The organism is Variovorax durovernensis (assembly GCF_977011995.1).
Window position 1 is genome coordinate 4896981 of the sequence record NZ_CDRNCW010000001.1, and the last position, 13768, is coordinate 4910748.

General features: G+C 66.6%; 13 protein-coding genes. 2 read left to right on the plus strand and 11 right to left on the minus strand.

Annotated features, from left to right (window positions below):
• Positions 1–27: 27 nt before the first annotated feature.
• The 9 genes from ACWV14_RS23265 to ACWV14_RS23305 form a co-directional block, all read right to left on the minus strand.
• Positions 28–405, minus strand: coding sequence for a nuclear transport factor 2 family protein (locus ACWV14_RS23265; RefSeq protein ID WP_454903908.1), 378 nt, complete (start codon positions 403–405; stop codon positions 28–30).
• Between the two features lie 92 nt (positions 406–497).
• On the minus strand, positions 498–1991 hold the full coding sequence (locus ACWV14_RS23270) for a M81 family metallopeptidase (RefSeq protein WP_454903909.1): 1494 nt from the start codon (positions 1989–1991) through the stop codon (positions 498–500).
• Positions 1988–3106 (minus strand): ABC transporter substrate-binding protein, encoded by a 1119-nt coding sequence (locus ACWV14_RS23275; RefSeq protein ID WP_454903911.1) that lies wholly within the window; start codon positions 3104–3106, stop codon positions 1988–1990. The genes ACWV14_RS23270 and ACWV14_RS23275 overlap by 4 nt, the downstream gene beginning before the upstream one ends.
• Positions 3103–4356, minus strand: coding sequence for a Zn-dependent hydrolase (locus tag ACWV14_RS23280; RefSeq protein ID WP_454903913.1), 1254 nt, complete (start codon positions 4354–4356; stop codon positions 3103–3105). The genes ACWV14_RS23275 and ACWV14_RS23280 overlap by 4 nt, the downstream gene beginning before the upstream one ends.
• A gap of 34 nt (positions 4357–4390) precedes the next feature.
• Positions 4391–5107: an ABC transporter ATP-binding protein gene (locus ACWV14_RS23285; protein WP_106935190.1), complete on the minus strand. Its 717-nt coding sequence runs from the start codon at positions 5105–5107 to the stop codon at positions 4391–4393.
• A complete protein-coding gene (locus ACWV14_RS23290; protein WP_093050013.1) occupies positions 5104–5871 on the minus strand; it encodes an ABC transporter ATP-binding protein in 768 nt (255 codons plus the stop codon). Before ACWV14_RS23290 ends, ACWV14_RS23285 begins: the two co-directional genes overlap by 4 nt.
• Positions 5868–6830, minus strand: a complete 963-nt coding sequence (locus ACWV14_RS23295; RefSeq protein WP_454903915.1) for a branched-chain amino acid ABC transporter permease — start codon at positions 6828–6830, stop codon at positions 5868–5870. The genes ACWV14_RS23290 and ACWV14_RS23295 overlap by 4 nt, the downstream gene beginning before the upstream one ends.
• Before the next feature lie 11 nt (positions 6831–6841).
• Positions 6842–7702 carry a branched-chain amino acid ABC transporter permease gene (locus ACWV14_RS23300; RefSeq protein ID WP_422087644.1) on the minus strand — a complete coding sequence of 287 codons (861 nt, stop codon included), beginning with the start codon at positions 7700–7702 and terminating at the stop codon, positions 6842–6844.
• Positions 7703–7724: 22 nt separating this feature from the next.
• Positions 7725–8930: an ABC transporter substrate-binding protein gene (locus ACWV14_RS23305; protein WP_454903917.1), complete on the minus strand. Its 1206-nt coding sequence runs from the start codon at positions 8928–8930 to the stop codon at positions 7725–7727.
• Positions 8931–9136: 206 nt separating this feature from the next.
• Between ACWV14_RS23305 and ACWV14_RS23310 the strand changes: the two genes are divergently transcribed.
• A complete protein-coding gene (locus ACWV14_RS23310; protein ID WP_454903919.1) occupies positions 9137–9901 on the plus strand; it encodes a FadR/GntR family transcriptional regulator in 765 nt (254 codons plus the stop codon).
• Positions 9902–9934: 33 nt separating this feature from the next.
• Here ACWV14_RS23310 and ACWV14_RS23315 read toward each other — a convergent pair whose 3' ends face one another.
• Positions 9935–10882, minus strand: a complete 948-nt coding sequence (locus ACWV14_RS23315; RefSeq protein ID WP_454903920.1) for a LysR family transcriptional regulator — start codon at positions 10880–10882, stop codon at positions 9935–9937.
• A 105-nt stretch (positions 10883–10987) separates the two neighbouring features.
• On the opposite strand from ACWV14_RS23315, the gene ACWV14_RS23320 reads away from it, so the two are divergent.
• A complete protein-coding gene (locus tag ACWV14_RS23320) occupies positions 10988–12343 on the plus strand; it encodes an aminotransferase class III-fold pyridoxal phosphate-dependent enzyme (RefSeq protein ID WP_454903921.1) in 1356 nt (451 codons plus the stop codon).
• Positions 12344–12367: 24 nt separating this feature from the next.
• Here the strand turns inward: ACWV14_RS23320 and ACWV14_RS23325 are convergent, their stop codons facing one another.
• Positions 12368–13756 (minus strand): FAD-dependent oxidoreductase, encoded by a 1389-nt coding sequence (locus ACWV14_RS23325; RefSeq protein ID WP_454903922.1) that lies wholly within the window; start codon positions 13754–13756, stop codon positions 12368–12370.
• Positions 13757–13768 lie beyond the last annotated feature (12 nt).

The window sequence follows — 13768 nt, forward strand, 5'->3', positions numbered from 1 at the left end:
TGAAAAGCCTCGCTGTTCAGCTCCTGTTCAGGCGCCGACCGGGACCTTGTCGAGGAAGCCGGTCACCGAGCTGAGCTTGCCCGCCTCCACTTGCGCGAAGTCGGTGCCCTGGATCAGGTCCTCGGCCCCGCTCGGGCCCAGCGTCCAGGAAAAGCGCAGATGGTCGCCGTGAGAGTCGGCCTTGCCCAGAAGGTTGAAACGGAAGCCGGGAAAGCGCTGATGCACCGCGCCGACCAGCGCGCTGATCTGCTCGCGGCCGCTGGCCTGCGCCATCGGGTCGACGTAGCGGGCATCGGCGGTCCAGCCGGCTTCGATCAGCGCGGCGCGGCGCGCGGCGTCGGTCTCGTTCCAGACGGCGATGTAGCGTTGGGCAATCGTGGCGGCGTCGTGTGCGGCAGTGTTCATGATGACCATTCCTTTCGGGAGTTTCGACCCGCAACATCGCGGGGTGAATGAATGGTCGCGCCGCACGCGCACAGCGTCGATGACCTGGGAGGTCATGCCGCCCGTGTCATCTCCGCATCCGCGTCGAGCGGAAACACCGGCCTGCGCACCTTGCTGAACGGAAACAGGCTGTAGTCGGAACTCGTCACACCGGGGCTGTCGCACTCCACAAGCGCGGCCGACAGCGGCTCGAACACCGGCCGGCAGTACATGCGCGACTTGAGCAGCAGGAAGCGCTCCTTGCGCGGATCGAGCCCCGCGCATTCGAAGACGCCGATGTCCCACGGCTCCTGCGTGCGCTCCGTCACCACGATGCGGGCAGCGCCGATGTCGAACAGCACCGTGCGGCCCATGCTGCTGCGCTGGCCGGTGTAGGTGGGGCCGGTGATCGTGTATTCACCGTCGCTCACGGCACGCACCGTGCCCGTCAGGCGCACCGGCGTTTTCAAGAGCCCGATGCCTTCGAACGAGACCTTGTTGCCCAGCGCCACGGTCACCTCGGCGCCCTCGCCCGCCGCAATGAGTTGCGCCACCGCCTCGGGATCGCACAGCGGGCCCACGCCGATGCCGTGCAGCCCCTGCGCCAGCGCCTCCTGCAGCACGTCCATGGTGTCGCAGCTGCCGCCGGACATGCAGTTGTCGCCGTGGTCCAGCAGCAGCACCGGGCGCGTGGCGCCTTCCGCGATCAGCTTCGCACGCGCAATCGATTCCACCATCGGCTCACTGCGGTAGACGAAGGACTCGCGCTCGTTCCACATCTGCGCGGCGATGCGGTCGGCCGTGGCCTGCGCGCGTTCTGGCGAATGCGCATCGACCACGATCACGCTCATGCACGGCGCTTCTATGTCGGAGAGGGAAAAGCCCGCCAGGATCGACACCGCAAGCGACTCCGATTTCTCCGCCTCGCGCGCCGCCTCGATGGCGCGTTGCATCGCACCGGTGAACGACGCGCTGCGCAGCGTGTGCGCCATCAGCGGCAGCTGTTTCCAGCGCATCGCCGGCTTGCTGCGTCCGGCCAGCAGGTCGAACATCAGCCGGCCGGCGTGCTCGCCGGTTTCGTACATGTCGATGTGCGGATAGGTCTTGAAGCCGACGATCACGTCGGCGTTCCCAACCATCTCGGGCGTGACGTTGGCATGCAGGTCGAGCGCCACGCCGATGGGCACGCCCGGCGCCGCCGCGCGCAGCCGCACGAGCAGGTCGCCTTCGCCGTCCACGCTGTTCTGCGCGACCATCGCGCCATGCAGGTCGAGCAGGATGGCGTCGCAGCCCGCAGCCGCATCGACGATGCATTGCGTCAGCAGCGTGTAGGCCTGCGCATCGACCGGCCCGCTCGGGTTGGCCGAGGCCGACACCGGCGTGACGAGTTCGGCACCGGCCGCCTCGGCCAGGTCGATGAAGGCCGACATCGCGGTGCGCATGCCCTTGTTGTCGCGGTAAGCCTGCTCGCCGAAGGTCGGCCCGTCGGGCCCGAAGGCCGCGAGCGGCGTGGGCACGGGCGAGAAGGTGTTGGTCTCGTGGTTGAGTCGCGCGATCAGTACTTTCATTGTGCAAACTTCCCGCCGCTCGCCAGCATCGTGATGTCGCCGAAATCCGATCCGTTGCGGTTGTCGGCCTTGAACGTCAGCATGTAGCCACCCAGGCTCATGGGCGGCGAAGTCTCTATGGTTCGCCTGAGCGATTCGGTGGTGATCGGTCCCTTGACGCGCTGCAGCGCTTCCGCAACCGCCTTGGCCGTGATGTAGCCCTCCAGGCCCAGGTAGGAGCCCTCGCCCTCGCTGCCCGCACTCTTGCGCACGCGCTGGTACTCGTCGACGATGGGGAAGCGGGTCTTCCAGTACGGGGGCATCACCTGCGACAGCACGATGCCGCGGCTCTTCTCGCCGAGCTCCTTGTAGAGCAGGAAAGAGCTGGCCACCGAGTTCGTGTAGATCTGCGGATGAATCGGCGCGGCGACCAGCGCCCGGATGATGTTGATCGCCGGCATGCCCGCCGCAATGACGTACACGGCCTGCGCGCCGCTGGCAATGATCTGCTGCGCGGCGCGCGTCGGTTCCTTTTCCTGCGGATCGAAGCGCAGCGCCAGCACCTGCGACAGCCCGTTCTTCTGGAGCGCGTCTATCGCGTCCTTCTCGATGCCCTTGCCGTAGGCGTCGTCGCTGGAGACGATGGCGATGCGCGTCAGGCCCACCGTCGCCAGGTGGGTCATCACGCGCCGCACTTCGTCAGCGTACGACTCGCGCACGTGATAGATCGGCACCTTCGGCCCGCGCAGCACCGCGGCGCCGGTCAGCCCGCCGAAGATGAAGCTGTCGTATTTCGCCGCCACGGGCACCATGGCGGCGCCAATGCCGGTGCCCATGGTTCCGAAAAGGCAGACCACGCGGTCGGTGCCGAGCAGCTTCTCGGCGTTGGCCGCGGCCTTGTCGGCCGCATAGGCGTCGTCGTAGGTGATCATCTTGACCGGCCGCCCGCCGATGCCGCCGGCCTTGTTGAGCTGGTCGAACAGCAGCGTCTGGCCTTCCATGAACGCAAGGCTGTTGGGCGCCAGCGGGCCGGTCAGCACCGCGGACTGGCCCACCAGGATGGGTTCGGCAGCCCCTGCCGGCACCACGGACCACGCGAGGAGCAGCGCCGCCAGGGCGCGGCGCAAGGTTTTCACGACACGACTCCCGCGCTTTGCAGCATGGCCTGCAGCAGCACATTGCAGCCGGCTTCGAGGTGATCGGGCTGCGCGTCCTCGATCTCGTTGTGGCTGATGCCGTCCAGGCAAGGCACGAAGATCATGGCCGTGGGGCACACGCGTGCGAGGTACACCGCGTCGTGGCCCGCGCCGCTGATCACGTTCATCCAGGTCATGCCCTGCGCCTGCGCGGCTTCGCGCACGGCGGACACCAGCTTCGGCGTGAAAGGCTGCGGCTGGAAATACACGACCTGCTCCACCGACATCTCGACCTTGCCCTTCGTCGCGATGCGCTGCACTGCTTCTTTCAGTTCGGCGTCCATGGCCGACAGCACTATGTCGTCGGCCGCGCGCAGATCGACACTGAGCTTCACGCGCCCCGGGATCACGTTGCGCGAATTGGGATAGTTGTCGATCCAGCCGACCGTGCCGCGCCCATGAGGCGCGTGGGCGAGCGCAATGCGGTTGACCTCGATCACGAGTTCGGAGGCTGCCAGCAGCGCGTCCTTGCGCAGTTCCATCGGCGTGGGGCCGGCATGGGCTTCCATGCCCTGCACCACCACGTCGTACCAGCGCTGGCCTAGAGCGCCTTCCACCACGCCGATCACGCGCTCGTTGGCTTCGAGCACCGGGCCCTGCTCGATGTGCGCCTCGAAGTACGCGCCCACCGGCGATGACGTTGCCGATGCGGGCGTGCTGCCCGCGTAGCCGATGGAAGCGAGCGCGTCGGACACGCTGACGCCGTCGTTGTCGCACTGCGCCAGCGCATGTTCGAGCGTGAACGCACCGGCGAACACGCCGGAGCCCATCATCACGGGCACGAAGCGCGAGCCCTCTTCGTTGGTCCAGACAGCCACTTCGAGCGGCGCATCTGTTTCGATCTTCGCGTCGTTGAGGCTTCGGATCACCTCCAGCCCTGCGAGCACGCCGTAGTTGCCGTCGAACTTGCCGCCGGTGGGCTGCGTGTCGATGTGGCTGCCGGTGGTGACCGGCGGCAGCGCGTTGTTGCGGCCGGCGCGGCGCGCGAAGATGTTGCCGATGGCGTCCACGCGGACCTCGCAGCCTGCCTCGCGCACCCAGCGCACGAACAGGTCGCGGCCCTGGCGGTCGAGGTCGGTCAGCGCGATGCGGCAGACGCCGCCTTTCTCGGTGGCGCCGAGCCGCGCCAGTTCCATCAGCGAATTCCAGAGCCGCTGGCCGTCGATGCGGAGTTCAGTGTGTGAGTTCATGGCTTTGCGATATGGATAAGTGTTGCGGGAAGCCTCAAGCAAGGCCCACGCCCAGATAGCGGTCCTTCACTTCATGGTCGGCCATGAAGGCTGCGTTGCCGGCCTCGTGCACGATCACGCCCTGCTCCACGATGTAGTGGCGGTCGGCCAGCTGCACGCAGACTTCGAGGTTCTGCTCGACCAGCAGGATGGCCACGCCGGCCGCCTTGATGGTCTTCAGCTGCGCGACGATCTCCTCGACGATCACCGGCGCCAGGCCTTCGACCGGCTCGTCGAGGATCAGCAGGCGCGGGTGATTCATCAGAGCGCGGCCAATGGCCAGCATCTGCTGCTCGCCGCCCGACAGCTGCCCGCCGCCGTTGCGCCGCCGCTCCTTGAGGCGCGGAAAGATTCGGTAGATGTCGGCCAGTTGCCAGGGCGACTCGCGCCGCAGGCCGAGCAGCAGGTTTTCTTCCACCGTCAGCAGCTTGAAGACGCCGCGGTGCTCGGGCACCAGGCACACGCCGCGCGTGGCAATGCGATGCGGCGGCATGCCCGCGATGTCCGCTCCCTGGAAGCGCACGCGCCCGCTCGTGGGCGTGACCGCACCGGCAATGCTCTTGAGCGTGGTCGACTTGCCCGCGCCGTTGCGGCCCAGCAGCGTGACCAGCTCGGCCTCGCCCACGCGCATGGAGATGCCCTGCAGCACATGGCTCTTGCCGTAGTGCGCATGGAGCGCTTCGACTTCGAGAATGTTCTTCCCGCCGCTCATGCCTTGCCTCCGGTGATCATGTTGCCCAGATAGGCCGTGCGCACCCGCGCATCGGCGCGGATATCGCCTGGCAGCCCCTCGGCGAGCACGCGGCCCAGCTGCATCACGGTCACGGTGTCGGAGATGTCCATCACGATGTTCATGTTGTGCTCGATCAGCACCACTGTGTGCCGGTCGCGCAGGCTGCGAATGAGCTGCTTCATGTCGTCGAGGTCGTCGATGCCCATGCCCGAAGTCGGCTCGTCGAGGAAGATGGCCTTCGGCCTGGCGGCCAGCGCCATGCCCACTTCGAGGCGGCGCTGCTGGCCATGCGAAAGCTCGCTGGCCGGCGTGTTCGCCAGCCGTTCGAGGCCGACGCGCTGCAGCACTTCGTCCACCGTCTGCGTGCAGGCCAGTTCGCCGACCGGTGCACGCCAGCAGTTCATGGCCTGGCGCGGCGAAACGCCCTGTGCAGCGACGCGCAGGTTCTCGCGCACCGACAGGCTCAGGAACAGCGCCGTGACCTGGAACGAACGCGCCATGCCGCGCTGCACGCGCCGGTGGTCGGGCTCGCGCGTGACGTCGTGGCCGTCGAACAGGATGCGGCCGCCGGTGGTTGTGCCAGTGCCGGTGAGCATGTGGAACAGCGTGGTCTTGCCCGCGCCGTTGGGGCCGATCACCGAGTGCACGGTGTTGCGCCTGATCTTCAGGTCGACCCCGCCGAGCGCGGCGAACTTGCCATAGTGCTTGGTGACGCCGATGGCTTCGATGAGAACGTCGCTCATGCCTTTTCTCCTTGCGCGGCGGGTGCGTTCGAAGCCGCCTGTGGCGTGCGCCGGAAGATGCGCTTCCAGATGCCCTCGCCCAGCCCCCAGAGCCCGCGCTGCATGCCGATGCTCACGCCGATCAGCAGCAGGCCCAGCAGCAGCAGCCAGCGCGGCCACAGCGTGGAGAGCCAGTCGGCCAGCAGCACATAGAAGGCCGAACCCAGCACCGAGGCAAACAGGTTGCCGGTGCCGCCGATCACTGTGATGACCAGGATCATTTCGCTCGTGTGGTACTCGGCGTTCGACAGCGGCGCGATGCCGGTCATCATGGCGTGCAGCCCGCCCGCCAGGCCGGTGACGGCGCCCGAGATCATGAAGGCCAGCAGCTTGAAGCGCTTGAGGTCGTAGCCCACGGCGGCGGCGCGGTCTTCGTTGTCGCGGATGGCGAGCAGCGTGCGGCCGAAGATCGAATCGGTCACGCGCAGCAGCAGGCCGAAGGCGATCAGGAAGACCACCGCGACGAAGGCGTAGTACTTCCACGGCGTGTCCATGAAGCCGGGGCGCGGCACGTCGAGCAGGCCGTTGTCGCCGCCCGTGAGGTCGGTCGCGGTGTAGGCGATGAAATAGAACATCTGCGCGAAGGCCAGCGTGAGCATCACGAAGTAAGTGCCGCGCTGGCGGATGGCGACCCAGCCGACCACCGCCGCGCCGATCGCGCCCATGGCCATGGCCGCGAGCAATGCAAGCGGCATGGGCAAGTGCAGGCGCGTGAGCAGGATCGCGATGGTGTAGCTGCCCAGCCCGAAGAAGATGCCCTGCCCGAAGGACAGCAGCCCCGTGTAGCCCAGCAGCAGGTTGCAGCCCAGTGCTGCCAGCGCGTAGATGAGTACCTCGCTCGCGAGCGAGCCAGAGCTCAGCACCAGCGGCAGGCCCAGCGCGGCGATCAGCGCCAGGAGGAATGTGATTTTTCTCGGCATAGCGTGTCCGTTCATGCTTTACGGCCGAGCAGGCCATGCGGGCGCAGCAGCAGCACGGCTGCCATCGCGATGTAGATCATCAAGCTCGCCCCGGGCGGCCAGATGGTGCTCATGAGGCTTTGCACGATGCCGATCACCAGCCCGCCCACGAGCGCGCCGCCGAAGCTGCCGAGCCCGCCGATCACCACCACCACGAAGGCCACGCTCAGCGCCTCCACGCCCATGAAAGGCTCGGCCCCGCGAATGGGTGCAGCCAGCACCCCGGCCAGCGCGGCAGTGGCCGCACCCAGCGCGAACACCAGGCTGAACACGCGGAACACGTTGATGCCGAGCAGCGACACCATCTCGGTCGATTCGCTGCCCGCGCGCACCGCGCTGCCCAGGCGCGTGCCTTCGAGCACCCACCACAGCAGCACCGCGAGCACGGCGGTGAAGCCGATCACGAACAGCCGGTACTTCGGATAGACGAAGCTGCCCCACATCACCACGCCCTGCAGCAGGTCGGGCGTGGGCACGCTGTTGCCCAGCGGGCCCCAGAACACGATGACGATCTCCTGCACCGCGAGCGCGAGGCCCACCGTCACGAGGATGTGGAACTCGTGCGCCTTGGCATACACGCGGCGCAGCAGCAGCTTTTCGGCAAGCCAGCCGAGCGCGCCGACGCCCAGCGGCACCAGCACCAGCGCGGCCCAGAAGTTCAGGCCCCACTGCATGGCCTGGTAGCACAGGTAGGCGCCCAGCAGATAGAAAGCGCCGTGCGCGAAGTTCACGAAACGCAGCAGGCCGAACACGATGGACAAGCCAACGGCCAGCAGGAAATACAGCATGCCGATGCCGATTCCGTTGATGGTCTGGAGCAGGTAGACGGTCATGGGCTCGTTGGCTTGCGTTGCGTCAGGCCAGCTTGCAGCCGGTTTTGTCTGCCGGCAGGAAGGACTTGCCGGAACTCACCACGTCGACGTAGTCGGCGGCGTTCTTCATCTTCGACTTGGCCTTGCCCTTGAGCAGGTAGTAGTCCTTGATGACCTGGTGGTCGGCCTTGCGGATTTCCTCGGTGCCGGTGAGGCCGTCGAACTTCATGCCCTCGAGCGCCGCGATCACCGCCTTCTGGTCGACCGTGCCGGCCTTCACGATGCCGTCGATCAGGATCTTGGTGCAGATGTACGAACCCGCGAGGCTGTAGTTGGGCACGATCTTGAGCTTGTCGGCGGTGCGCTTCACCAGGTCCTTGTTGAGGGTGGTGTCGGCCGTGTGCCAGTACTGCGCGCCGAAGTACACGTCTTCGCAGAGGTCGGCGCCCAGTTCGTCGAACTGTTCCAGGCCCGAAGCCCAGGCCATCAGGATCGTCATGTTCTTGTGCATGCCGAAGCTGATGGCCTGGCGCAGCGCGGCAGACGACTGCGCACCGAAGTTCAGCAGCAGCAGCACGTCGGGCTTGGCGGCCATCGCGTTGGTGAGGTAGCCGCTGAACTCCTTCTCGTTGAGCGAGTGGTAGCTGTTGCCCACATGCTCGATGCCCTTCTCCTGGAAGATGTTCTTGGCCGCGCTCAGCAGGCCGTCGCCGAACACGTACTGCGGCGTGATGGTGTACCAGCGCTTGGCCTTCGGCATGGTGGCGATCAGCGGGCGCACCGTCTGCTCGATGGCACCGAAAGTGGGCACCGACCAGCGGAAGGTGGCAGGGTTGCAGTCCTTGCCGGTGATCTCGTCCGCTCCGGCGGTGGTGATGAAAAGGCCGCCGGCCTTCTCGGCCTCCTTGCCCATGGCCAGCGCTTCCGACGACAGGATGCCGCCCGCGAAGAACTTCGCGCCCTGCTGCTGCGAGGCCTCCTGCACCTTGCGCACGGCGGTGGCGGGCTTGCCTTCGGTGTCGAGCACCGTGTAGGCCAGCGGGCGCTTGAGCACGCTGCCGTACTGCTCGATGGCCAGCTTCATGCCCAGGTCGGCGTACTTGCCGTTGGCCGCGAACGCGCCCGACATCGGGACCGGGCAGCCGAAGCGGATCGCCTCCGCCGACTGGGCAAAGGCGGCGCGGCCAGCCAGCAGGGAAGCGGGGGCAGCCGACAGGGCGGCCAGCTGAAGAAGGTGTCTGCGTTGCATGAGTTCTCCGGTCGTGGTGGGAAGTAAGGAAAAGGTGGTGCCTGCGATCGCCGGCGAATTTAAGCGGATAAATAGGATTAATATGCTGGTAAAAACCCGCTAGCAATCCTTGTGCCCAATACCAGACTGCCCCGTCGCTTGACGCCGTTTAAGATCGCCCGCTGTTGCGCATCCCGCGCATCTCCCGATGGGCATGGAGCGTTTCAATGAGAGTGGGGCAGAACCGTCCTAAACGGCAAAAGCTCTCGGACGTCATCGTCGAAGACGTCAAGCGCTGGATCGTGGCGGAGCGCAAGCAGCCCGGCGACCGGCTACCGAACGAGAAAGAACTGATCGAGCTTTTCGGCTATTCGAAGAGCACGGTGCGCGAGGCCCTGAAGGCGCTGGAGGTGCGCGGCCTCGTCTCTATCCGCACGGGGCCCGGCGGTGGGGCGTACCTGCAGCAGGTGTCGGTCGACCATGCGTCGGAGCCGCTGCGCAACTTCCTGCATTTCCATCACCTGGACGGGCACCATATCTATCAGTTGCGCAAGGCACTGGAGCCCGAACTGGCCGTGAGCGTGGTCGGCAAGCTGACGCCGGAGCAGTTCGAGCAGCTTGAGGAAAACATCCGCCTGTGCACCATCGAGCCGAGCAACGAGGACGAACTGCGCATGCAGCGCGAGGCGGAACTCGCCTTCCACACCATGCTGGCGGAGAGCTGCCCCAATCCGGTGCTCTCATTCATGTGCCGCTTTCTGAACGACCTGTTGCGTGACCTGGTGGTCTACAAGAAAGCGCTGGAACATCATCATTTCGGCGAGGCCAACGTCGACTATCACACGCAACTTCTGGCGGCCTACCGCAAGGAAGACGCCGAAGAGGTGCGCCGGCTGATGGCCGAGCACATGGTCGATGCCGAGGCTCACATGCACGAGATGGAGGCGCACATCGGGGCCAAGCATCTGTTGCTGCCCAGCGGGCAGCGTTAGGCCGGTCCGTTCAGGGGGTGTGCACAACGACCGTCAGGCGTGGACCTGCTCCAGACAAGCCTGGAACGCCAGCACCGCCCGTGACGGCTTCGGCGAACGCCGCAGCAGGCTGACAAAGCGGCACGCGTAGTTGAACCGCGCCGGCAGCACCGCCTTCATCAGTCCGCGCTGCTCGAACACCTGCGCATAGTGGTCGGGCAGAAAGCCCAGGAAGCGCCCCGACAGAATCAGCGTGGCAATGGCTTCCTGGTCGAAGCCCGTCGCCTTGCGCGACAGCCTCGCCCTGTGGCTCAGCTCCATGTTGGGCGAGTGATAGCCAAGCCCCGCGAAATGATGTTCGCCCAGCTTCGCCCAGGTGAGCTTCGCATGGGGACTGTCGAACAGCGGATGGCCCTTGCCGCAGTACAGCAGCATCGTTTCGTCGAACAGGTCCGCATACACCAGGCTCTGCGAGGCGCGGTGCGCCGGGATGATGCCGATCTGGAAATTGCCTTCCAGCACCCCCTGCTCTATAGCGTTGATCGAGCCCACGTGCACCGCCAGGCTCACTTCCGGCGCGATCTCGGTGAAGCGCGCAATGGCCTCGCCGATGCGCGCCTTCGGGTTGGTCGCGGTCTTGTCGAACAGCGCCACCTCCAGCTGGCCGCCCATGCGGTTGTGGATGTCGTCGATGCTGCCGCGAAAGGCGTCGACCGAAGCCAGCAGGCGCAGGGTCTCGTCGTACACGCGCTGGCCCTCGGCGGTGAGCGCGAAACCGGCCCGGCCGCGCCGGCACAACACCAGGCCCAGCCGCGTTTCCAGGTCCTTCACGTGCCGGCTCACGGTGGAGGTGCCGATGTTCAGCTCCAGCTCGGCGGCCGCCATGCCGCCGCAGTCGACCACGCTCTTGAAAACCTTGAGCAGCCGCAGGTCCATGTCGCTGAGCTGCCCCAGGACGGCGCGGTTGCGGGCACTGTTTTGGGCCTTGGCCTTTACTTGCATGAAGTGTCAAGTGAACATTGATATTGCGCCATTCTCCACACTGAAGGGTCTGCCAACAATCGGCGCATTCACAACCCCCTTCGGAGCCCGCCCGCGCGGAACGCCATGACCCTTGCAGCCCCCGCCATCGAACCCACGCCCGCACTGCGCACCGACGCCGCCTGGCTCGACGCGCACTGGATGCCCTACACGGGCAACCGCAACTTCAAGGCCGATCCGCGGATCATCGTGGAGGCCAAGGGCGCCTACTTCACCGACATCGATGGCCGCAAGATCTTCGACGGCCTCTCGGGCCTGTGGTGCTCGGGCCTGGGCCACGGCCGCCCCGAGATCACCGAGGCGGTGAGCCGCCAGATCGCCAAGCTCGACTACTCGCCCGCCTTCCAGTTCGGCCACCCGCTCTCGTTCGAGCTGGCCAACAAGATCAAGGAACTGACGCCCGCCGGGCTGGACTACGTGTTCTTCACCGGCTCGGGCTCCGAAGCCGCCGACACGTCCCTGAAGATGGCGCGCGCCTACTGGCGCACCAAGGGCTTGGGCCAAAAGACCCGCCTGATCGGCCGCGAGAAGGGCTACCACGGCGTCAACTACGGCGGCATCTCGGTCGGCGGCATCGCGGCCAACCGCAAGCTGTTCGGCCAGGGCGTCGAAGCCGACCACCTGCCGCACACGCAGCTCGCCGCCAATGCCTTCACGCGCGGCATGGCCGAGAACGGCGCCGAACTGGCCGACCGCCTGCTCGACCTGATCGCCCTGCACGACGCATCGAACATTGCAGCCGTCATCGTGGAACCCTTCGCCGGCTCGGCCGGCGTTGTGATTCCGCCCAAGGGCTACCTGAAGCGCCTGCGCGACATCTGCACGGCCAACAACATCCTGCTGATTTTTGATGAAGTGATCACCGGTTTCGGCCGCTGCGGCGCGCTCACGGGCTCGGAAGCCTTCGGCGTGACGCCCGACATCATGAACATCGCCAAGCAGGTGACCAACGGCGCGCAGCCTCTGGGCGCCGTGGTCGCCAGCAAGGAAATCTACGACACCTTCATGGCAGCTGGCGGCCCCGACTACATGCTCGAGTTCCCGCACGGCTACACCTATGGCGCGCACCCGGTGGCCTGCGCCGCCGGCATCGCAGCGCTCGACGTGCTGCAGAAGGAAGACATGATCGGCCGCGTGCAGGCGCTGGCGCCGCACTTCGAGAACGCGGTGCACAGCCTCAGGGGCAGCAAGCACGTGACCGACATCCGCAACTTCGGCCTGGCCGCCGGCCTGACCATCGCCGCGGTGCCGGGCGAGCCTGCACGCCGTCCGTACGAGATCGCTATGAACTGCTGGAAGAAGGGCTTCTACGTGCGCTACGGCGGCGACACCATCCAGCTGGCACCGCCCTTCATCGCCGAGAAGGCCGAGATCGACCGCATGGTCAACGCGCTGGCCGACGCCCTCGCAGAAACCAACTGAAGCAGAACAGGCCCGCGCGGGGCATCAGGCCTTGTCGGCCTTGCCCGCGGCGTTGGCCAGCTTGCTGAGCATGCGGTCCACCAGCCACGGCTGGCGGTTCTCGTCCTCGGCCAGCTCCTTGCGGCGTATCGCGTTGCGCACCACGATCGAGCCCACGTAGCGCACCGGCTCCGGCGGAAAGTACCCCAGCGGCCCCCGGGTGATCGGGCTGCGGGTCCATGCGTTGTCCTGGTCGAGCACCAGCGACGACAGGATCTGGCCACCCATGTAGGTCGGCCCGACACCATTGCCCGAGTAGCCGAAGCCGTAGTAGATGTGCGGCGCGCCATCGAGACGGCCGAAGAACGGAAAGCCCGTCACCGACCGGTCGGACGGGCCGTTCCAGCTGGCCGTGATCGGCGTGTCGCTCAATGCCGGAAAGAACGAACGCAGGGCCTGCGTCAGCTCGGCTTCGTACGGCGAGCGCTCGTCGAACACCTTGGCCATGCGGCCGCCCCAGGCGAAGGTGTTGCCGCCCTTGCCCAGCATGATGCGGCCGTCGACCGTGCTGCGGTAGTAATAGACGAAGGTGCGCGAATCGAGCACCGACACGCCGTCGGTCAGGCCGATCTTTTGCAGCAGCTCAGGGCACCGCTCGGTGATGACCATGTCGCTCGACACGATGGCGATGGTCCGCTCGAACTGCGGGAAGGTGCTGGCCATCCATGCGTTCATCGCGAGCACCAGCTTCTTCGCACGCACGCTGCCGGTGGGTGTGCGCACCACGACCGGATGGCCGGTGCTGAAGTCCAGCATCGGCGTGCGCTCGTGGATGCGGATGCCCATGGCCAGTGCCACGCGCCGCAGACCGCGCACCAGCTTGCCGGGATGCACGGTTGCGGCAATCGGCGAATACACGCCCGCCAGGTTGCGCGCGGAGCCGGAGCGGCGCGCCACCTCTTCCGGCGGCAGCGTGCGATAGGAATGGATGCCGCGCGCCTCCAGCGCCTGCATCATCGGATCGAGCGTGCCGATCTGCGCTTGCGAGGTGGCGGTGTAGAGCGTGCCGTCCTGCCGCAGCTCGGCGTCGATGCCGTGCGCGGCGCAGAAGTCGGCGATGTGCTTCACCGCGGCCTCCGATGCCTTGACGAGGCGCACCGCCTCGTCCTCGCCGAACAGCCTGCGCAGCGTGAGGAACTTGGCCGACCATGTGAGCAGGCAGCCGCCGTTGCGGCCGCTCGCACCGGCGCCGCAGAGATCGCTCTCGAGGATGACGACATCGAGCGCGGGCGACTGCAGCTTCGCCTGGATGGCCGTCCAGAGACCGGTGAAGCCGCCGCCGACGATGCAGACATCGGCACTCTGCTCGCCTTGCAGCGCGGGCGCGAGTTCACCCTCGTTGAAGAGAGCCTGTTCGATCCAGAAGGGGCGCATGTCGGGCTCGCA